At 75.8% G+C, this 20553-nt stretch carries 16 protein-coding genes and 1 pseudogene; 10 read left to right on the forward strand and 7 right to left on the reverse strand.

The window, feature by feature from the left end; all coding sequences use genetic code 11:
- Window positions 1-65: 65 nt before the first annotated feature.
- Both ACFQH9_RS08740 and ACFQH9_RS08745 read right to left on the reverse strand, forming a co-directional pair.
- Window positions 66-956 carry a glutamate ABC transporter substrate-binding protein gene (locus ACFQH9_RS08740; RefSeq protein ID WP_379565414.1) on the reverse strand — a complete coding sequence of 297 codons (891 nt, stop codon included), beginning with the start codon at window positions 954-956 and terminating at the stop codon, window positions 66-68.
- Window positions 957-986: 30 nt separating this feature from the next.
- Window positions 987-1715, reverse strand: a complete 729-nt coding sequence (locus ACFQH9_RS08745) for an amino acid ABC transporter ATP-binding protein (protein WP_379565429.1) — start codon at window positions 1713-1715, stop codon at window positions 987-989.
- A gap of 124 nt (window positions 1716-1839) precedes the next feature.
- Here ACFQH9_RS08745 and ACFQH9_RS08750 point away from each other — a divergent pair, with 124 nt between their 5' ends.
- The 3 genes and pseudogenes from ACFQH9_RS08750 to ACFQH9_RS08760 all read left to right on the forward strand — a co-directional run.
- Entirely contained in the window at window positions 1840-2505 is a 666-nt protein-coding gene (locus tag ACFQH9_RS08750) for a response regulator transcription factor (protein ID WP_379565415.1), read from the forward strand.
- 14 nt (window positions 2506-2519) lie between these two features.
- Window positions 2520-3941 carry a sensor histidine kinase gene (locus ACFQH9_RS08755; protein ID WP_379565416.1) on the forward strand — a complete coding sequence of 474 codons (1422 nt, stop codon included), beginning with the start codon at window positions 2520-2522 and terminating at the stop codon, window positions 3939-3941.
- 57 nt (window positions 3942-3998) lie between these two features.
- Window positions 3999-4958: pseudogene (locus tag ACFQH9_RS08760) on the forward strand (AMP-binding protein); the annotation flags it as partial.
- 1497 nt (window positions 4959-6455) lie between these two features.
- On the opposite strand, the gene ACFQH9_RS08765 reads toward ACFQH9_RS08760, so the two are convergent.
- From ACFQH9_RS08765 to ACFQH9_RS08780, 4 genes are all read right to left on the reverse strand, one after another.
- Entirely contained in the window at window positions 6456-7463 is a 1008-nt protein-coding gene (locus tag ACFQH9_RS08765; protein ID WP_379565417.1) for an ABC transporter ATP-binding protein, read from the reverse strand.
- A complete protein-coding gene (locus tag ACFQH9_RS08770; RefSeq protein ID WP_379565418.1) occupies window positions 7460-8998 on the reverse strand; it encodes an ABC transporter permease in 1539 nt (512 codons plus the stop codon). The genes ACFQH9_RS08765 and ACFQH9_RS08770 overlap by 4 nt, the downstream gene beginning before the upstream one ends.
- Window positions 8995-10020 carry an iron ABC transporter substrate-binding protein gene (locus ACFQH9_RS08775; protein ID WP_379565419.1) on the reverse strand — a complete coding sequence of 342 codons (1026 nt, stop codon included), beginning with the start codon at window positions 10018-10020 and terminating at the stop codon, window positions 8995-8997. Before ACFQH9_RS08775 ends, ACFQH9_RS08770 begins: the two co-directional genes overlap by 4 nt.
- Window positions 10021-10131: 111 nt before the next feature.
- Window positions 10132-11109, reverse strand: coding sequence for a TAXI family TRAP transporter solute-binding subunit (locus ACFQH9_RS08780; protein ID WP_379565420.1), 978 nt, complete (start codon window positions 11107-11109; stop codon window positions 10132-10134).
- Window positions 11110-11222: 113 nt separating this feature from the next.
- On the opposite strand from ACFQH9_RS08780, the gene miaB reads away from it, so the two are divergent.
- Together miaB and ACFQH9_RS08790 are read left to right on the forward strand one after the other, a co-directional pair.
- Complete coding sequence (miaB, locus tag ACFQH9_RS08785) at window positions 11223-12707, forward strand: tRNA (N6-isopentenyl adenosine(37)-C2)-methylthiotransferase MiaB (RefSeq protein ID WP_379565421.1); 1485 nt, start codon at window positions 11223-11225, stop codon at window positions 12705-12707.
- Between the two features lie 127 nt (window positions 12708-12834).
- On the forward strand, window positions 12835-13377 hold the full coding sequence (locus ACFQH9_RS08790) for an Rv2732c family membrane protein (RefSeq protein WP_379565422.1): 543 nt from the start codon (window positions 12835-12837) through the stop codon (window positions 13375-13377).
- A 90-nt stretch (window positions 13378-13467) separates the two neighbouring features.
- On the opposite strand, the gene ACFQH9_RS08795 is transcribed toward ACFQH9_RS08790, so the two are convergent.
- Window positions 13468-14757, reverse strand: a complete 1290-nt coding sequence (locus tag ACFQH9_RS08795; protein WP_379565430.1) for a DUF349 domain-containing protein — start codon at window positions 14755-14757, stop codon at window positions 13468-13470.
- Between the two features lie 716 nt (window positions 14758-15473).
- Between ACFQH9_RS08795 and ACFQH9_RS08800 the strand changes: the two genes are divergently transcribed.
- The 5 genes from ACFQH9_RS08800 to ACFQH9_RS08820 form a co-directional block, all read left to right on the forward strand.
- Window positions 15474-16193 (forward strand): class III extradiol ring-cleavage dioxygenase family protein, encoded by a 720-nt coding sequence (locus ACFQH9_RS08800; RefSeq protein ID WP_379565423.1) that lies wholly within the window; start codon window positions 15474-15476, stop codon window positions 16191-16193.
- A complete protein-coding gene (miaA, locus tag ACFQH9_RS08805; RefSeq protein ID WP_379565424.1) occupies window positions 16190-17089 on the forward strand; it encodes a tRNA (adenosine(37)-N6)-dimethylallyltransferase MiaA in 900 nt (299 codons plus the stop codon). The genes ACFQH9_RS08800 and miaA overlap by 4 nt, the downstream gene beginning before the upstream one ends.
- A gap of 73 nt (window positions 17090-17162) precedes the next feature.
- The gene (gene dapF, locus ACFQH9_RS08810) at window positions 17163-17993 is read left to right on the forward strand and encodes a diaminopimelate epimerase (RefSeq protein ID WP_379565425.1); all 831 of its coding nucleotides are present in this window, start codon (window positions 17163-17165) and stop codon (window positions 17991-17993) included.
- A gap of 57 nt (window positions 17994-18050) precedes the next feature.
- Window positions 18051-19655, forward strand: a complete 1605-nt coding sequence (gene hflX / locus ACFQH9_RS08815; protein ID WP_379565426.1) for a GTPase HflX — start codon at window positions 18051-18053, stop codon at window positions 19653-19655.
- On the forward strand, window positions 19624-20553 hold a 930-nt coding region (locus tag ACFQH9_RS08820), incomplete at its 3' end, for an esterase-like activity of phytase family protein (RefSeq protein ID WP_379565427.1). The genes hflX and ACFQH9_RS08820, both read left to right, overlap by 32 nt.

A 20553-nucleotide genomic window follows, 5' to 3' on the forward strand; every position in this document is an offset into this window, starting at 1 on the left:
ACTGTCGGTTCACTGTCGGGTCACTGTCGGGTCACAGTCGGACCACTGTCGGATCGCTGTTCGGATCAGTACCGCTGCAGCGCGGGCGGCGAGGCCGGCGAGCCGGACTTGCCGAGGGTGTTGTCGTAGATCTTCTGCCAGGAGCCGTCGTCGTAGGCGGTCTGCAGGATGTCGATGATCTTGCCGCGCAGCGCGGCGTCGTCGTGGTTCAGGCCGATGCCGTACGGCTCGGTCGAGAAGGTCTCGCCGACCACCTTGAGCTTGTCGGGCTGCTGCGAGGCGTAGCCCTTGAGGATCGCGTCGTCCGTGGTGACGGCGTCGACCTGGTTGGACAGCAGCTGGTCCACGCACTGCGTGTAGGTCTGGAACTCGACGATGTTGTTCGGCTCGGTGAGCCCCTGGTCGCGGACCCGCTGGATCGGCGTCGAGCCGGTCACCGAGCAGACCTTCTTGCCCTTGAGGGTGTCCTTGCCGGTGATCGCCGTCTCGTCGGCGCGGACGAGCAGGCTCTGGCCGGCGATGAAGTACGGGCCGGCGAACGACACGCGCTGCTTGCGGCTGTCGTTGATCGTGTAGGTGCCGACGTAGTAGTCGACCTCGCCGCGGGAGATCGCGTCCTCACGGGCCGCGGAGGGCACCGTCTTGTAGTCGATCTTGTCCGTGCCGAAGCCGAGCTTCGCGGCGACGAGCCGGGCGATCTCGATGTCGAAGCCGGAGTACTCGCCCGTGGTGGCGTCCTTGAAGCCCAGGCCGGGCTGGTCGTCCTTCACGCCGATGACGACGCGGCCGCGCTGCTGCATGGCGGCGAAGGTCGCCGAGTCGGGGACCTGCACGTTCGCCGCGGGGGCCTCGGAGACCACCGGGCCGGCGGAGCCGCCGGGGCTCCCCGACTGGCCGCAGGCGGTCAGGGTGAGGGCGGCCGCGGCCAGCCCCACCACGAGGGCACGGAACTTCATCGGAACTCCTGTCGGTTCGAGGGGGCGGCGTCAGTGCGTGAGGATCTTGCCGAGGAAGTCCTTGGCGCGCTCGCTCGACGGGTTGGTGAAGAAGTCGTCCGGCGTCGAGTCCTCGACGATCTCGCCGTCGGCCATGAAGACGACCCGGTGCGCGGCCCGGCGGGCGAAGCCCATCTCGTGGGTGACCACGAGCATGGTCATGCCCTCCTTGGCAAGGGTGGTCATGACGTCGAGCACCTCCTGGACCATCTCCGGGTCCAGGGCGGAGGTCGGCTCGTCGAACAGCATGACCTTCGGGTCCATCGCCAGCGCCCGGGCGATCGCCACGCGCTGCTGCTGGCCGCCGGAGAGCTGGGCCGGGTACTTGTCCTTCTGGTCGGCGATGCCGACGCGCTCGAGCAGCCGGACGGCGTTCTGCTGCGCGGCGGCCTTGTCCTGCCGGCGCACCTTGACCGGCGCGAGCATCACGTTCTCGAGAACGGTCTTGTGCGCGAACAGGTTGAAGCTCTGGAAGACCATCCCGACGTCGGCCCGCAGGCCCGCCAGCGCCTTGCCCTCGGCGGGCAGCGCCCGGCCGTCGACCTCGATCGTGCCGGAGTCGATCGGCTCCAGCCGGTTGATCGTGCGGCACAGTGTGGACTTGCCGGAGCCCGAGGGCCCCAGCACCACCACGACCTGACCACGTTCGACCTCGAGGTTGATGTCCTTCAGCACGTGCAGGGCGCCGAAGTGCTTGTCCACCGCGGCCATGCGGATCATCGGGGTGTCGGTCACGGTCGGCCTCCAGGCATGGCGGGACGCTAGGGCGATTCGGACACGCGAGTCCACCACCTTGGGCAACCTTTAGGGTTTCTATCGAATAACGACCTCGGAGGGGACCCGCGTGCACATTCTGCTCGTGGAGGACGACGACCGCGTGGCGGCGGCGCTGCGTCCGGCCCTGCACCGGCACGGCATGACCACGACGCGGCTCGAGCGCGGCCGCGGCGCGGTCGAGCACCTCACGGGCGTCGACGTCGTCCTGCTCGACCTGGGCCTGCCCGACGCCGACGGGGTCGACGTCTGCCGGGCCATCCGGCAGGCCAGCGACGTCCCCGTGATCGTGGTGACCGCGCGCGGGGACGTCGAGGACCGGATCGTCGGCCTGCACTCCGGCGCGGACGACTACGTGGTCAAGCCCTACGACGTCGGCGAGCTGGTCGCGCGGATCCACGCGGTGCGGCGCCGCCGCGGTCCGAGCGAGGGCGAGCCCGCCGACCGGATCGTCACGACCGAGGACGGGGTGGCCATCGACCTCGGCCGGCACACCGTGACCGTCGACGGCACCGAGGTCACGCTGACCCGCAAGGAGTTCCAGGTCCTGGCGCTGCTCGCGGCCGCACGCGGCACGGTGTGCACCCGCACCCGGATCGTCGCCGAGGTGTGGGGGCGGAGCTGGCCGGGCGCGAACCGGACGCTCGACGTGCACGTGGCCACCCTGCGCACCAAGCTCGGCCGGCCGGAGCTGGTCCAGACGGTGCGCGGCGTCGGGTACCGGCTCGGCGGCTGACGGCGGAGGGTGGGGTGCGCAGCCGGCTGCTCGTCATCGTCTGCGTGCTGGTCGGGCTGCTGGCCCTGGGGCTCGGCGTCCCGCTGGCGGTGTCGAGCTCGCGCGCCGCGCAGCAGGAGCTGTTCATCGACCGGCTCACGGACACCATCTACTTCGCCTCGCGCGCGCAGCGGCCGATCACCGAGGACACCGCGGCCGGCCTGGCCGAGGAGCTGGCCCGCTACGACGAGGTCTACGGGGTGGCGGTGACCGTCGTCGACCGGACCGGGCGGGTCGTGGCGGCCTCGCGGGCCGAGCCCCCCGAGCCCCCCGAGCTCGACGCCGAGGGCCGCGAACGCGTGCAGGTCGCCCTGGCCAGCCGGCGCTCGGCCGCCCCGCCGTCGATCATGCCGTGGGACACCCGCCCGCTGGTGCTCGCCGAACCCGTGCTGGTCGACGGCGAGGTGCGCGGGGCGGCGATCACCGTGTCCCCGACGGGCGCCCTGCGCGCCGCCGAGATCCGGGTGTGGTCGCTGGTGGTGGCGCTGGTGCTGGCGGCGCTCGCGCTCGGCGTGCTGGTCGCGGTGCCGGTGACGCGGTGGATCCTGCGGCCGGTGCGCCGCCTCGACGAGGGCACCGGCCGCGTGACGCGCGCGGTGCTGGCCGGCCGCCCGGCCGAGCCGGTGTCCGACGGGTCCGGGCCGCCCGAGCTGCGCCGGCTCACCCGGTCCTTCGACCGCATGGCCGAGTCGGTCGGCCAGGCGCTGTCGACCCAGCGCGCGTTCGTCGCCGACGCCAGCCACCAGCTGCGCAACCCGCTCACCGCGCTGCGCCTGCGGCTGTCCAACCTCGACGGCCACGTCGAGGGCGACGCCGCGGAGGAGCACGTCGCCGCGATGGAGGAGGCCGAGCGGCTCTCCGGGGTGCTCGACGGGCTGCTGGCCCTGGCCCGCGCCGAGCGCGACGCCGGTGTGGACCGGGGCGTGGACACCCCGGTCGACCCGGCCGTCGAGGACCGGCTCGACGCCTGGCGCCCGCTCGCCGAGCACACCGGACTGCGGCTGCTGCGCGGCGGGGTGCGCGGGCTGGGCGTGCGCATCGCCCCCGGCGGCATCGAGACCGTGCTCGACGCCCTGCTGGACAATGCCGTGAAGTTCACCCCGCCCGGCGGCACCGTGACCGTCACGGTCCGCCCGGTGCGCGGCGCGGACCCGCCGCTGGTCGACGTCGCGGTCCTGGACACCGGCCCGGGCATCCCGCCCGAGGAGCTGGAGCGGGCGACCGACCGGTTCTGGCGCTCGCCGGGGCAGAACAACGTCGAGGGCTCCGGCCTGGGCCTCGCCATCGCCGCCCGGACCGTGGAGCTGGCGGGGGGATCGCTCGTGCTGGAGCTGCCCCCGCGCGGGGGGTTGAAGGTGACGGCGCGACTGCGGCGGGCGCCGTGGCCGGACGCGTGACGAACCCTGTCCTTCCGAACTCTTGCCAAGGGCAGCCTCCCCACATCTGATGGAAGAATGACCGAAACGCCGGAGTTCGCCGGTGCCCTCGCCCGCTACGGCGGGCGACCGGCGCTGCTGGTGCCGGGCGGGGAGTGCCTGAGCTATCGGGAGCTGGCGGCGCGGGCCGACGCGCGGGCGGCGGAGCTCGGCACCGGGCGGCGGCTCGTCGCGATCGTCGCGGGCCCCGGGATCGAGCCGGTCGTGACCTACCTCGCGGCGCTGCGGGCCGGTCACGTCGCGCTGCTGCTCGGGGACGACCCGGCGCGCACCCAGCCGCTGCTCGCGGTGCACCGCCCCGCGGTCGTCGTGCGGCCGGAGGCGGACGGTGTGCGGATCGACGAGCGCGGACCGGGTCCGGCGCTGCACCCGGACCTCGCCCTGCTGCTGCCCACCTCCGGCTCCACCGGCTCGCCCAAGCTGGTCCGCCTGTCCGCGCGCAACCTCGCCGCCAACGCCGAGTCGATCGCCGGGTACCTGCCGATCCGGCCCGGTGACCGCGCGCCGCTCACCCTGCCGCTGCAGTACAGCTACGGCCTCTCGGTCGTGAACAGCAACCTCGCGCGCGGCGCGACGGTGGTGCTGCCGGACCGGTCCGTCGCCGAGCCGGCGTTCTGGACCGAGTTCGAGCAGCTGGGCCTGACCAGCCTCCACGGCGTCCCGTACACGTTCGACCTGCTCGACGCGACGGGCTTCGCCGAACGCGCACTCCCGTCGCTCCGGTACGTCACCCAGGCGGGCGGACGCTGGGACCCGGCCGCGGTGGTGCGCTACGCGGCGCTCGCCGCGGAGCGCGGCTGGTCGCTCTACGTCATGTACGGCCAGACCGAGGCCACCGCACGGATGGCCTACCTGCCCCCCGAGCGCGCGGCGACGGCGCCGTCCGCGGTCGGGGTGCCCGTGCCCGGCGGCACGTTCCGCATCGAGCGGCCGGGCCCGGACGGCGTCGGCGACCTGGTCTACCGGGGTGAGAACGTGATGCTCGGTTACGCCCGAAGCGGCGCGGACCTCGCGCTCGGCCGCACCGTCGACCGGCTCGAGACCGGCGACCGGGCCCGGCTGCGGCCCGACGGGCTGCTCGAGATCACCGGGCGCGCGGCGCGGTTCGTCAAGCCGTTCGGGTTGCGGGTGGACCTCGACGAGGTGGAGCGCACCCTCGCCGCGGAAGGCACGGAGGCCGCGGTCACCGGCGACGACACCGGCCTGGCCGTCGCGGTGGTCCGCGGCGACGCGTCCGCGCTGGGCGGGCTGCTCGCCCGGCGGCTCGGGCTGCCGCCGGCCGCCGTCCGGGTCGTCGAAGTGGACACGATCCCGCGGTTGCCCAACGGCAAGGTCGATCGCGCCGCCATCGGGCGCCTCGCGGTCGTGCAGGAGGACCCCGCCGCCGCGGCGGAGCGGCCGGCCGAGGGGACAGACGCGGTGCGGCGCGCCTTCACGGCGGTCTTCCCGGGCCGCCCGGTCGCCGACACGGACACCTTCGTCGGACTCGGCGGCGACTCGCTGCGTTACGTCCAGACGGCGTTGCGGCTGCAGAGGGCGCTCGGCGCGCTGCCGTCCGACTGGCCGGAGCGCACGCTCGCCGAGCTCACCGTGCTCGCCCGGCCCGGGCGGCGGCCGCGCCGGTGGCTGCCGGTGGAGACCCCGGTCCTGCTGCGGGCGGTGGCGATCGTGCTCATCGTGGGCTCGCACGTCGAGCTGTTCCGGATCCTCGGCGGGTCCCACGTACTGCTGGCCGCGGCGGGCTGGGCGTTCGCCCGGTTCGCCCTGGCGCCGGCCCGGCCGTCGTGCACGATCCTGCGCACGGCCGCCCGGATCGCCGTGCCGAGCGCGCTGTGGGTGGCCTGGCGGGCGACCGTGGCCGACGACGTCGAGTGGTACAACGCCCTGCTGCTCAACTACCTGGTCGACCCCGAGGCCTGGGGGTACTGGTTCGTCGAGACGCTGCCACAGATCCTGCTGCTGACGGCGCTGCTGTTCGCCGTCCCCGCGGTGCGGGCGCTGGACCGACGCAGGCCGTTCGCGCTGCCGGCGGCCCTGTACCTCGTCGGGTTGCTCGGCCAGTTCGTCGACGACGGCGCCAATGCCTTCTCCCTGCGCCAGATGAGCGTGCACACCGTGATCTGGCTGTTCGCGCTGGGCTGGGCCGCACAGCGCGCCGTGACCGTGCGGCAGCGGGCCGCGGTGCTCGCCGGGCTCGCGCTCGCCGTGCCGATGATGTTCGCCCACGAGCCGCACCGGGCGGCGGTCGTGGCGGCCGGCGCCGCCTTGTTGCTGGTGCCCGCGCTTCCCGTGCCGGGGCCGCTCGTGCGGCTGTGCGGGCTGCTCGCGGGCGCGTCGCTGGCGATCTACCTGACCCACTACGCGGTCATGACGGCGCTGACCGGGCTGCCCCCGGCCCTCGTCGTGCTCGCCTGCCTGGCCACCGGCGTCGCCGTGCAGGAGCTCCTCGCTCGGACGGCCGCGGCGGTGCGGGCGTCAGTCCGGGTAGAACCGCACGGGCCCGCGGACCTCCAGGCTCACCTTCGTGCCCGGCTCCGGGGTCTCCGGTTCGGCCGTGCGGCAGCGCAGCGCGGTGCCCCCGAGCTCGACCAGCACGGTCGCGTCGTGCCCGTGGAAGATCACCTCCCGGACGCGCGCCGGCCCGCCGGGACGTAGCCGCAACTGCTCGGGCCGGACCAGGAGCCGCCCCGGCCCGTCCGCGGCCGCGACCGGCAGCGCGCCCAGCACGCTCTCCGCGCGGCCGCCGCGGGCGACCGCCGGGAGGACCACCGCCTCGCCGACGAAGGTGCCCACCCCGACGTCGCTCGGCGCGCCGTAGATCTCCCGCGGCGGGGCGACCTGCACGACGCGCCCGTCCCGCAGCAGGGCGACCAGGTCCGCGACCCCCAACGCCTCCTGCTGGTCGTGGGTGACCAGGACCGCGGTCGTGCCGGCGGTCCGCAGCGCGCCCCGGACCTGCTCGCGGACCTCGGCCCGCAACCCGGCGTCGAGGGCGCTGAACGGCTCGTCGAGCAGCACCAGCGCGGGGTCCGGGGCCAGGGCGCGGGCCAGGGCGACCCGCTGCTGCTGGCCGCCGGACAGCTCCTGCGGCATCCGGTCGGCGAGGTCGGCGAGCCCGACCAGGTCCAGCAGCTCGCGCACCCGGGGACCGCGGCGGGCGGCCCGGTCGAGCCCGAACCCGACGTTCGCGGCCACCGACAGGTGGGCGAACAGGGATCCGTCCTGGGGGACCAGGCCGACCCGGCGGCGCTCCGGGGGGACGTCGACGCCCGGCCCGGCGACGACACGGTCGCCGAGCCGGATGGTGCCGGCCGCGAGCGGGTGGAAGCCGGCCACGCAGCGCAGCAACGTCGTCTTGCCGCTGCCCGAGCCGCCCAGCACCGCGACCAGGGCCCCCGCGGGCACCTCGAGGTCCACGCCGTGCAGGACGGGCACCCCGGGGTGGCCCGCGTGCACTCCCGCGACCGTCAGACCGGCGCTCACCGGTGCACCGCGCGGTCCAGCAGGGCGGCCGGGACGGCGGAGACCAGCACGAGGACCACGGCGTACGGGGCGGCGGCCGCGAACGCACCCGCCCCGGTGTGGCTCCACAGCTGCACGGCCAGGGTCTCGGTACCGGTCGGCCGCAGCATGAGTGTCACCGGCAGCTCCTTGACCACGGTGAGGAAGACGAGCGCGGTCCCGGCGAGGGTGCCGGGCAGCGCGCGGGGGAGAGTCACGCGGGCGAACGCGGCCGCGCGGCCGCAGCCGAGGGAGCGCGCGACCTCCTCGTGCCCGACCGGCGCCGCCGCGACGGCGGTCCGGACGGCGCCGATTGCCAGCGGCAGGAACAGGACGGCGTACCCGACGAGCAGCAGCGGCAGCTCCTGGTACAGCCCCGGCACCACGCGGACCCCGACGAAGACCAGGGCGAGCCCTATCGTCACGCCCGGCAGCGCGTGGCCGGCGTAGGCGGCGGCCTCGACGGCGGTGACCGTGCGACCGCGGTGGCGGGCGGCGAGGATCGCGACCGGCAGGGCGAGCAGGGTGGTCAGGATCGCGCCCAGCCCCGCGACCTGCAGGGTCGCGAGCGCGGCACTGCCGAGGGCGGCCCAGTCGACCCCGGCCGACGTGCCCGCCACCGTCCAGCGCACCAGGCTCACCGCGGGCACCCCGAGGGCCGCGCCGGCGACGGCGGCCACCGCCACCAGCGCGAGCGGCCGCCAGGCGCCCAGCCGCGCGGGCACCGGGGGTCGGGGGGTGCCCCGCCCGACCCAGCTGGCCGCCCGCCCGCGTGCCCGGTACTCCGCCCAGGTCAGCAGGGCGGCGAGGACCACGAGGACGCAGCCGAGCACGGCGGCCGGTGTCCGGTCGAAGGTGGCCCGGTAGCTGGTGAAGATGCCGAGGGTGAAGGTCTCGTAGCGCATCAGCGAGACCGCACCGAAGTCGCTGAGCACGTACAGCGCGACGAGCAGGCCCGCGGCCGCCGCCGTCGGACGGACCCGGCGCAGCGTCACCGCGAGCAGGACCCGGCCCGGGCCGCGACCGAGCGAGCGGGCCACCTCCTCCAGCCCGCCGTCGGCCGTCAGCAGCGCGGCCGCGACCGGCAGCAGCACGTACGGGTAGCTGACCAGGGTGAGCACCAGGAACGCGCCCGGGAACCCGGCCAGCCCCGGCCACTCGGCGATCCAGGTGAACCCGGCGACGTAGGACGGGAGGGCCAGCGGCAACACCAGGACCGCCGCCCACACCCGGCGACCGGGCAGGTCGGACCGGGCCACCACCCAGGCCAGCCCGCCGCCGAGGACGAGGCAGGCCGCAGTGACCGACCCCGCCAGCAGCACGCTGCGCACCAGCAGCTCGCCGGTCCGCGGCCGGGCCAGGATCGCGGCCACCGTGCCGGGCCCCGCCTCCAGGGCGCGGACGCCCAGATAGAGCAGGGGGACGCAGGCCAGCGCGCCGGTCACGGCGGCGGCGCCCAGCAGGGCCCGGGGCGCGGCCCCCCACCGCGAGGACCGCGTCGAGGACGGGGCGGTCACGCCAGACCGGTCTCCTGCAGCAGGGTCAGCGACTGCTGCAGCGAGGCGAGGTCGGACAGGTCGATGTCCGGCGGCTGCAGCTCGTCGAGGGGCTGCAGGGTGTGCCGGGTGGACTTCACGCCCGCGCGGACCGGGTACTCCGCGGTCTCGTCGGCGAAGTACTGCTGGGCCTCGGGGGAGACGAGGAACTCGACGGCGCGGCGGGCCATCTCCTGCTGGGCGGTGCCGGCGATCACGCCGGCACCGGCCACGTTGACCAGACCGAGCGGGTCGCCGCCCTCGACGTAGTGCACGCGGGCCGGGACGGCCTGCTCGCCGACCTCGGCCACCCGCTCGTACCAGTAGTAGTGGTTGGACAGCCCGAGGGCGATCTGCCCGGCGTTGACCGCGTCGAGGATCTGGATGTTGTTCTCGAACCGGACGGGCTGGTTCGCCGCGAAGGCCTGCAGCCACGCCCGAGCGCCGTCCTCGCCGCGCAGCACCCGCACCCCGGTGACGAAGGCCTGCCAGGAGGCGTTGGTGGGGGCGTAGCCGACCTTCCCGCGCCACTTCGGGTCCGTCAGGGCGACGAGCGTCGCCGGGAGGTCCGCCTCGGGCACCTGCCGCGGGTCGTAGAACAGCACGCGGGAGCGGGCCGAGGTGGCGACCCAGCTGCCGTCGTCGGCCCGGTAGGCCTCGGGCACGGCGTCGAGCGTCGCGGGCGGGAGCGGCTCGAGCCGGTTCGCCTCGTCGAGGGCACCGAGGGCGCCCGCGTCCTGGGAGAAGAAGACGTCCGCCTCGGTGCCGGTGCCCTCCTCCAGCAACTGGGCGGCGAGCTCCGCGCTCCCGCCGTAGCGCACCTCGACGGTCCCGCCGACTCGCTCCTCCAGCTTCTCGAGCAGACCGCCCACGAGCTGCTCGTTGCGGCCCGAATAGACGGTGAGGTCGGCGGGGCTCCCGCAGGACGTCAGCGGGGCGACGACGGCGATCACCGCCGCGGCGGCGAGGGTGCGGACACAACGGGGGGCGCGGGTGCGCGGCACGGGCGGCTCCTTGGTCGGCGGGCGGGCGCCCGACTGAAGGGGAGCATAGCCTTGTTTTGCCCGAGTATTGCCTGGCCTTTACCTACCCTGTCGGAGGGCCCGCGACCGGGGTCAGGCGCCCTTGGCCTCCCGGTAGAAGCGCTCGGCTCCGGGATGAAGCGGGACGGGCTGGGTGCCGATCGCGGCGCGGGCGTCGATCGTGAGCGCGGCGGGGCTGGTGGTGGCGAGCCGGGGCTGCTCGGCGAAGATCGTCCCGACCAGGGCGCCGGCCAGGTCGTCGTCGAGCGCGGCCGGGACCAGCAGCAGGTTGCGCACGAACAGGGTGGCCACCGGCTCGCCGATGTCGTAGGCGGAGGCCGGCACGGTGCCCGAGGAGTACGCCGGGTAGCGGGCCCGGACGGCCTCGAGCACGTCGGTCAGGTCGAGCAGCCGGATCGGCGTGCTGGCGGCGAGTTCCGAGACGCCTGCGGTCGGCAGGCCGCCGAACCAGAAGAAGGCCTCGATCACCCCGGCCCGCAACGCCTCGGTCGACTCGGTCAGGCCGAGCCCGCGGGCGTCGACGTCCCGGTCGGGGTCCAGGCCCGCGCTCTCCAGCAGCCGCCGGGCCACGGCGTAGTACCCCGAGGTCGGCGGGCCGATCGACACCGCGCGGCCGCGCAGGTCGGCGACGCCGCGCACCGGGGACCCGCGCCGCACCACGACGTGCAGCGCGTCGTCGTAGATGCGCGCGAGGGCGCGGGGCGCGCGGGGATCGCCCGGGGCCAGGGCGGCGAGCCGCTCGGCGGCCGTGTCGACCTGGCTGAACGCGACGTCGGCGGTCCCGCCCGCCAGGCGGTCGAGGTTGTCGACCGAGCCCGCCGTCGGCAGCACGGTGGGCGCGGCGCCGAGGCCGAGGTGCTCGCGCCAGACCTCGGCGAGCGTGCCGGCGAGCCGGAAGTAGACGCCCGAGGCCACGCCCGCGGCGATCGACAGCCGGCGGCCGGCGAAGTCGGACCCGCAGGCGGAGAGGGCGGGGAGCACGGGGAGGGCGGCGAGGGCCGCGAGGCCGCGCAGCGCGGAGCGGCGGTCCAGCCGGCGTCCGGGCTCCATCGCGGCATCGTGCCGGACCGGGCGTCCCGCTGTCGTCCCCGGGGCCCGGGGCGTCGACGCGGTGTCCGATGGTCGGCTCCGCCCGCTCCGCCTCCGGGGCATACCCTCGTGGGGTGACCCGCAGCTACACCATCCGCACCTACGGGTGCCAGATGAACGTGCACGACTCCGAGCGGATGGCCGGTCTGCTGGAGTCCGCGGGTTATGCGCGCGCCGAGGACCCGGCGCAGGCCGACGTCGTCGTGTTCAACACCTGCGCGGTGCGGGAGAACGCGGACAACAAGCTCTACGGCAACCTCGGCCACCTGCGCCCCGCCAAGACCGCGAACCCGGACATGCAGATCGCGGTCGGCGGCTGCCTCGCGCAGAAGGACCGGGACACGATCACGAAGAAGGCCCCGTGGGTCGACGTCGTGTTCGGCACGCACAACGTCGGGTCGCTGCCCGCGCTGCTCGAGCGGGCCCGGCACAACCGCGCGGCCGAGGTGGAGATCCTCGAGTCGCTTGAGGTCTTCCCGTCGACGCTGCCCGCGCGCCGCGAGTCGGCCTACGCCGGGTGGGTCTCGATCTCGGTGGGCTGCAACAACACCTGCACCTTCTGCATCGTGCCGTCGCTGCGCGGCAAGGAGCGCGACCGGCGGCCGGGGGACATCCTCGCCGAGGTCGAGGCGCTCGCCGCGGACGGCGTGCTCGAGGTGACCCTGCTGGGCCAGAACGTCAACGCCTACGGCTCCGAGTTCGGCGACCGCGGCGCCTTCGCGAAGCTGCTGCGCTCCTGCGGGACCGTCGAGGGGCTCGAGCGGGTGCGCTTCACCTCGCCGCACCCGCGGGACTTCACCTCCGACGTCATCGCGGCCATGGCCGAGACCCCGAACGTCTGCCCGCAGCTGCACATGCCGCTGCAGTCCGGCTCCGACCGGGTGCTGCGCGCGATGCGCCGGTCCTACCGCTCCGAGCGGTTCCTCGGGATCCTAGACGAGGTCCGGGCCTCGATCCCCGACGCCGCGGTGTCCACCGACATCATCGTCGGGTTCCCCGGGGAGACCGAGGAGGACTTCGCGCAGACCCTCGAGGTCGTGCGCCGGGCCCGGTTCGCCCAGGCCTTCACCTTCCAGTACTCGCCGCGGCCCGGCACCCCGGCCGCCGGGCTGCCCGACCAGCTGCCCAAGGCCGTCGTCCAGGAGCGGTACGAGCGGCTGGTGGCGCTGCAGGAGCAGATCTCGTGGGAGGAGAACCGGGCGCTGGAGGGGCGCGAGGTCGAGGTGCTGGTCAGCACAGGCGAGGGCCGCAAGGACGGCGCCACCCGCCGGATGAGCGGCCGCGCCCGGGACGGCCGGCTGGTGCACTTCGCGCCCGGCCCCCGGGTCGACGCCGAGGGCATCCGGCCCGGCGACCTGGTGACGGTGCGGGTCGGGTACGGCGCGCCGCACCACCTCGTCGCGGACGACGGGGTCCTGGACCACCGCCGCACCCGCGCGGGCGACGCCCACGAGGCCGGGCAGCGGCCCGGCGGCGCGCCGACGGGGCTGGGCCTGCCGGGCTTCGGCAGGCCCGCGGCCGAGCCGGTCGCCGCGGGGTGTGGCGCGCAGGGAACCTGAGCGGGGGACCCGGGACCGGGAGGCACGGGAGTGCGACACGGAGGATCCTGGGCACGGGGACCCTCGGCTCGGATCCGGGCGCGGGGGTCGTGGGCGAGACGTCAGCCGAGGACGGACGGAGCGGACGATGAGTGACGAGCGGGGCGACGGGCGGCGCCCCCGCGAGGGCGGGCCGGGGCCGGGCGGCGACCGGGCGCCCTGGGACCGCGGGTCGGACCCGGCGCTGGCGGCACTGGAGACCGAGCTCGCCGGGGTGGCCCGCCGGGTGGAGCGGCGGATCGACCCCGGGGTGGCGGCGCTGGTCGCCGCGATCGGCACCCTGGCCGTCGTCGGCGCGCTGCTGCTGCCCTGGGTGGGCGGCGCCACCGGCTGGCAGCTGCTGGTGGGGGGGGAGTCGGCGGGGCCGCTGCCGCGGCTGTTCACCTACACCGCCACCGCGTTCGGCATCGTCGCCTCGGTGCTCGCGTTGACCACCCGGTACTGGGCCCTGGCCTGGATCTCCGCCGTCGGCTGCGGGATCTCGCTGGTCAACGGCGTGTGGGCGGTGTGGAGCCGGCAGACCGGCGTACCCGAGGGGGTCGAGGGCCCCGGGCCCGGGCTGATCCTCGCGGTGGTCGGGGTGGCGCTGCTGACCTTCACCTGGGCCCGCATCTCCCTCCAGCGCCGCTAGCCACGGGAGATCCCCGTCCGGGCAGCGGAACGTTCACAGGTCGATCGTTCCGCTGCCCGGTCGTGGATCACGGGCGGCGGTGCCGCCGGGTCAGCGGTCCTGGACGGACTGCTCCGCGGTCTCCAGCCACTCCCGCCACTGCGCGGCCTGCGACTCCGCCTGCTCGGCGCGGCGGGTGTCGCCGGAGGCGCGGGCCTTCTCGGCCTGGGCCTCGAACTGGGCGACGCGGTCGCGGAACTGGGCGACGCGGGCCTCGGCCTCGGGGTCGGAGCGGCGCCACTGCCGGTCGGCCGCCTCGCGCACGGCCTCCTCGACGGCGCGCAGCCGCTGCTCCAGCGGCCGCATGTCCTCGCGCGGGACCTTGCCGATCTGCTCCCAGCGCTCCTGGATGCCGCGCAGGGCGATCCGGGCCGCGTCGGGGTCGGTGGTGTCGATCTTCTCGGCCTCGTCGAGCAGCGCGCGCTTGGCCTCGGCGTTGGCGGCGAACTCGGAGTCGCGCTCGGCGAAGGCGGCCGACCGGCGCGAGAAGAAGGCGTCCTGGGCGCCGCGGAAGCGGTGCCAGAGGGCGTCGTCGGCGTCCTTCTGCGCGCGGCCCGCCGCCTTCCACTCCGCCATGAGGTCGCGGTAGCGGGCGGCGGTGGGGCCCCAGTCGTCGGACTCGGCGAGCGCCTCGGCCTCGGCGACCAGCTCCTCCTTGCGGGCCTTGGCCCCCGCCCGCTGGCGGTCGAGGTCGGCGAAGTGCGAACCGCGGCGCCGGTTGAAGGCCTCGCGGGCGCGGGAGAAGCGCTTCCACAGGGCCTCGTCCGTCTTGCGGTCGATGCCCTTGATCGTGCGCCACTCGTCGAGGATCGCCTTGTAGCGGTCGCCCGCCTGCTTCCACTGGGTGGACTCGGCGGCCATCGTCTCGGCCTCGCTGACCAGCGCCTCCTTGCGGGCGATCGCCGCGTGGCGCTGCTCGTCACGGGCGCTGCGCGCGGCGGCGACGGCGTCCTCGGCCATCCCGACGAGCTCGTCGAGCCGCTTGCGCAGGCCGTCCAGGTCGCCGACGACGGCGGCCTCGTCGAGGCCGTCACGCAGGGCCTTCGCGCTGGTCAACGCGTGCTTCGGGTCGCCGCCGCCGGTGGCGAGCCGGGCGACGAGCAGCTCGGTCTCGGCGAGCAGGTCGTCGAACCGGCGCGCGAAGTGGGCGAGGCCCTCGTCCGGCGCGCCGGCCTGCCAGGAGCCGACCCGGCGCTCGCCCTCGGCGGTCCGCACGTAGACGGCACCCTCCGCGTCCACCCGGCCCCAGCGGGACGGGTTCTCCGACGCCGTCGCGACGGGCGAGGGCTCGGCGGGCGGGGCCGCGCCGCGGGCCACGGGGGCCGGCTGGGCCGGACGCACCGGGTGGGCCCCCGGCGGCGGCCCCGGGCGCGGACCGGGCTTCGCGCCGGGCGGGGGTCCCGGCTTCGCCCCCGGCGGTGGGCCGGGCCTGGGCGGAGCGGGCTTCGGGGGAGCGGGCCTGGGGGGAGCGGGCTCCGGAACCGCGGGCTGCTCGGCGGCGGGCTGCTCGGCGGACCGCTCGGCGTCGCTCTCGGCCGGCTGCGCGGCGGTGGGCTGCGCGGCGGGTCGCTCGGCGTCGGTCTGCGCGGCGGACCGCGGGGTGGGGGTCGGTGCCTCGGGCGCCGGCTCCGTCCCGCCCGGCTCGCCGGCCTCGCCGCCCGACCCGGACGCCTCCGGGGTGTCCGGAGCGGACGTGCTCGCGGCGGTGCCGGGCAGGTCCTCCCGCTGCGTCTCGTCCGTGTGCTCGTCCGACACCGTCGTCCTCCCTCGTTCGAGCCCGTCGCGGGGGACGGGCGCCCCTGCGCCGGGCGCGGGGGCCGTGCACGAACCGGCCGGTCGCGACGCGCGACCACCGGTCGGCGGAATTCAAACAGGTCGGGCGGGCGCACGGAACCGCCGCGACCCGGACGAGACCGCGGGCGGGCCCCTGAGCGCGCCGAGTCGCCGTCGCCAGCGACTCTCCGGGGCTGATCGACCACGCAGCGTGTTGACCGGCCGGTCCGCGCGCAAGGACCGCCCGCCGGTGCTCCCGGCCCCGCCGCACTACTGTCGGTCGCGTGCTGTCGCTGGTCGTCGTGCTCCCGCACCCCCCGCTCCTCGTCCCGGAACTGGCCGCGGGGGCGGCGGGTGAGACGGCGGAGCTGCGCGCGGCGGTGCGGTCGGCCGCGGCCCGGCTCGCGCAGGCGGCCCCCGACTGGCTCGCGGTGGGCGCCGACCCGGGCGGCCGGCGGACGGTCCCGCCCGGGACCGCCGGCACGTTCCTCGGCTTCGGCCGGGACGTCCGGGTCGCGCTCGGGCCCGGTGCCGGCGATCCCGAGCCCGACCTCCCGCTCTCGCTCCTGGTGGCCGGTTGGGCCGCGGGGGCGACCGGCACGGCGCCGCGCATCCGCGGCGAGCTCGTCGCCGACGACGCCCCCACCGCCGACTGCCTGCAGCTCGGCCGCGAGCTGGCCGCCGAGGCGGACGCCGCGCCCGGGCCCGTCGGGCTGCTGATCGTGGGTGACGGCGCCGCGACCCACACCGCGAAGGCCCCCGGCCATCTGGACGAGCGGGCTGCGCCGTTCGACGCCTGCGTCGCGAAGGCCCTCGAACACGGCGACCCCGCACCCCTCGCCGCGCTCGACCCGGGCCTCGCCGGCGAGCTGTGGGCCGTCGGCCGAGCCCCGTGGCAGGTCCTCGCCGGGGCGGCGGAGGAGCGGGACTGGTGCGGGGAGCTGCTGTACTCCGCGGCGCCCTACGGCGTGGCGTACCACGTGGCCGTCTGGACCCCGGTGTGACCAGGCTCGTCGCCGTCGTCGGGCCGACCGCGACGGGCAAGTCCGACCTCGGCCTCGACCTGGCCGAGGCGCTGGGCGGCGAGGTCGTCAACGCCGACGCCATGCAGCTCTACCGAGGGCTGGACATCGGCACGGCGAAGCTGCCGGTCGCCGAGCGCCGCGGGATCCCGCACCACCAGCTCGACGTCCTCGACGTCACCGAGACCGCCTCGGTCGCGGTCTACCAGCGCGAGGCGCGTGCGACGATCGAGGCCCTGCTCGCCGCCGGCCGCACCCCGGTGCTGGTCGGCGGCTCGGGGCTCTACGTCCAGGCGGTCGTCGACGAGCTGGAGTTCCCCGGGACCGATCCGAGGGTCCGCGGCCGGTGGGAGGCCGAGCTGGCCGCGGTCGGGGCGCCCGCGTTGCACCGCAGGCTGGCCGAGGTCGACCCCGCGGCGGCGCAGAACGTGCTGCCCAGCAACGGCCGGCGGATCGTCCGGGCGCTGGAGGTCATCGAGCTGACCGGGCGGCCCTTCCGCGCCACGCTCCCCGGGCAGCGCACGCCGCGCTACGACGCCGTGCTGCTCGGCGTGGACCGGGACACCGCGGAGCTCGACGAACGGATCGCGCGCCGGGTGGACCTGATGATGGAGCAGGGGCTGGTCGAGGAGACCCGCGGGCTGCTGGAGAAGGGCCTGCGGAAGGGGCGTACGGCGTCCCGGGCGCTGGGCTACCAGCAGGTCGTCGCGGCCCTCGACGGCGAGTACGACCTCGCGACGGCCGCGGAGGAGACCGTGCGGGCCACCCGTCGGTTCGTCCGGCGGCAACGCTCGTGGTTCCGCCGCGACCCCCGCATCCACTGGCTCGACGGCGCCGCCCCGGATCTGTCGGCGGTGGCTCGTAGGCTGGTCCCGTGAGCGAGCGCCGGCGAGCGAACCATCGACACGACAGTGCGGCGAGTCGCCGGCCGAGCGTCAGCGAGGACGAGCGGTGACCGACGGCATCCCGTTCAGCAAGGGCCACGGCACCCAGAACGACTTCGTCGTTCTGCCCGACCCCGAGGGCGCCCTGGACCTCACGCCGGAGCACGTCGCCGCGCTGTGCGACCGGCGGCGCGGCCTCGGCGCGGACGGGGTGCTGCGCGTGGTCCGCTCGGCCGCGCTCGGCGTCGAGGGCCCCGAGTGGTTCATGGACTACCGGAACGCGGACGGCTCGGTCGCCGAGATGTGCGGCAACGGCGTGCGTGTGTTCGCCCGCTACCTGCAGCACGCGGGCTGGTTCCGCGGCGGGGAGCTGCCGCTGGGCACCCGCGCGGGGGTCAGGCGCGTCACGCTCGAGGGCGACCGGATCTCCGTCGAGATGGGCCGCGCACTGGTCGGGCCCGAGAGCGTGGCGACGGTCGGCGGCCGGGAGTTCCCGGGCGTGGCCGTCGACGTGGGGAACCCGCATCTGGCGTGCGTCACCGACACCGACCTCGCGGGGCTGGACCTGACCGTGCCGCCGGGGCGGGACGAGGAGCTGTTCCCGCACGGGGCCAACGTCGAGTTCGTCGCCCCGGCCCGGGGGGACGAGCCGGTCGCGATGCGGGTGCACGAGCGCGGCGTGGGGGAGACGCGGTCCTGCGGCACCGGCACGGTCGCGGCGGTCGTGGCCGCGCTGCGGGGCGCCGGGCGCGCCGAGGGGCGGCTGCCCGTCGACACCCCCGGCGGGCGGCTCGAGGTCACGGTCCGCGACGGCGGGGCGTCGACGGTCCTGCACGGGCCGGCCGTTCTGGTGGCGCACGGTGAACTGGATCGATCGTGGTGGGAGTCCGCGGGATGACGTGCGGGTGAAACCGACCGACACGGCGGCCCGAAACGTGGGACAATCGACCTCACGATGACTGAATCCCCCCTGCGCTACACGCCTGCCGACGATGCTCTCGACCCCTCGCGGGGCGAGATGGAGCTGGAGGAGCGGTCCTCGCTCCGGCGGGTCGCGGGTCTGTCGACCGAGCTCACGGACGTCACCGAGGTCGAGTACCGGCAGCTGCGGCTCGAGCGGGTGGTGCTCGTCGGGGTCTGGACCGAGGGCACCTCCGAGCAGGCCAACGCCTCGCTCCTCGAGCTGGCCCGGCTCGCCGAGACCGCCGGCTCCCAGGTCATGGACGGCCTGGTCCAGCGGCGGAGCAAGCCCGATCCCGCCACCTTCATCGGCTCCGGCAAGGTCGACGAGCTGTCCCAGGCCGTGCAGACCGCCGGCGCCGACACCGTGATCTGCGACGGCGAGCTCTCGCCCGGCCAGCTGCGCCAGCTCGAGGACAAGCTCAAGGTCAAGGTGATCGACCGGACCGCGCTGATCCTCGACATCTTCGCCCAGCACGCCCGCTCGCGGGACGGCAAGGCCCAGGTCGAGCTGGCCCAGCTGTCCTACCTCCTGCCGCGGCTGCGCGGCTGGGGTGAGGCCCTGTCCCGGCAGGTGGGCGGCCGGGCCGCCGGCGGTGTCGGGATCGGTGGCCGCGGCCCCGGTGAGACGAAGATCGAGCTGGACCGTCGGCGCATCCGCCACCGCATGTCCAAGCTGCGTCGCGAGATCGCCGCGATGAGCCGCGTGCGGGACACCCAGCGCGGCTCCCGCCGCCGCAACGACGTGCCCAGCGTCGCGATCGTCGGCTACACCAACGCCGGCAAGTCCTCGCTGCTCAACGCGCTCACGGACGCCGGGGTCCTGGTCGAGGACGCGCTGTTCGCCACCCTGGACCCCACGACCCGCCGGGCGGAGACGCCGGACGGGCGGGTCTACACGCTCACCGACACCGTCGGGTTCGTGCGGCACCTGCCGCACCAGCTCGTCGAGGCGTTCCGCTCCACCCTGGAGGAGGCCGGCCAGGCCGACCTGCTGGTCCACGTGGTCGACGCCTCGGACCCGCTGCCCGAGGACCAGATCGCCGCCGTGCGCAAGGTCCTGGTCGAGATCGGCGAGGAGCAGGGCGGGACGATTCCCGAGGAGCTCCTCGTCGTCAACAAGACGGACGCGGCCGGCGACCTGGCGCTCGCCCGGCTGCGGCACCTGCTGCCCGACGCCGTGTTCGTCTCGGCCCGTCGGGGGGACGGGGTGGCGCGGCTCAAGGCCTGCATCGCCGAGCGGCTGCCGCGGCCCGAGGTCGACCTCGAGCTGCTCGTCCCCTACACCGAGGGCGGACTGGTCGCGCGGCTGCACGCCGACGGGGAGGTGCTCGCCTCCGAGCACACCCCGGAGGGCACGCGGTTGCACGTCCGGGTCGGGCCGGAGCTCGCCGTTGCGGCCGTGCCGTTCGCCGTCGGGGGGACCGGGTCCGCCGCCGAGGCGGACGGGGCAGGCTCACGCAGTGCCGACGGACCTTCGAGCGGGACTGCCGACCGACCTTCGAGCGGGACCGGGGACGGAACGACCGACGGGTCTGACGGATCTGCCGACCGGGCGGTGCGCGCCGGTGCCGGAGCGCGCGTCGCTGCGCGCCGCTAGAGGTGCCGGCGGTCTCGGGCTCGCGCTCGGGGCCGTCCTCCTGCTGACGCTGCTGCTCGCCGCCCCGGCGAGCGCGGCGCCGCCCGCGCCCGAGGAGCGCTGCACGGTCACCGACCGGCGGCTGGCCGAGCTCTCCGGACTGGCCGTCGCCCCCGACGGCGGGATCTGGGCGATGAGCGACGGCGGCAGCCGGGTCGCGCTGTACGAGCTCGACCCCGGCACCTGCGCGGTGACCGGCACGCGGACCGCTCCGCTGGACCCATACGACGCCGAGGACCTCGCCCTCGCGCCCGACGGCGCCTTCTGGGTCGCCGACACCGGCGACAACGACCGGGTTCGGGACACCGTGGCCCTCCTCGTGCTCCCGGCCGACGGCGCCCCGCGGCTGCACCGCCTGACCTACCCCGACGGCCCGCACGACGCCGAGGCCCTCCTGATCGGCGCCGACGGCGTGCCCGTCGTCGTCACCAAGGAGGTCTCCGGTACCGCCGGGGTGTACCGGCCCGCGGGTCCGCTGGCCGAACCCGGCCCGACGCCGCTCATGCGGGCCGGGTCGGCGGGCTTCCCCCGCTCGGACACCAGGGGCGGTCCGATCGGCACACTCGGCGCCTTCACCGTGACCGGCGGGGCGACGAGCGCGGATCGCGGGGTCGTCGCCCTGCGGACCTACACCGACGCCTGGCTCTATCGCGTGCCGCCCTCCGGGGACCTGGTCGCGGCGCTGCAGGGCACTCCGCTGCAGGTGCCGCTACCGGACGAGCCGCAGGGCGAGGCGCTCGCGTTCCTGGCGGACGGCACCCTGCTGTCCGGCTCCGAGACCCGCGGCCTGGACCGGGGGACGCTCCGCGCGGTACCCGGCGCCGCGCAGGCGGCCCTCGCCGCCGCGCCCGCTGGGCCC

The organism is Pseudonocardia lutea (assembly GCF_042658055.1).
Taxonomy (GTDB): domain Bacteria; phylum Actinomycetota; class Actinomycetes; order Mycobacteriales; family Pseudonocardiaceae; genus Pseudonocardia; species Pseudonocardia lutea.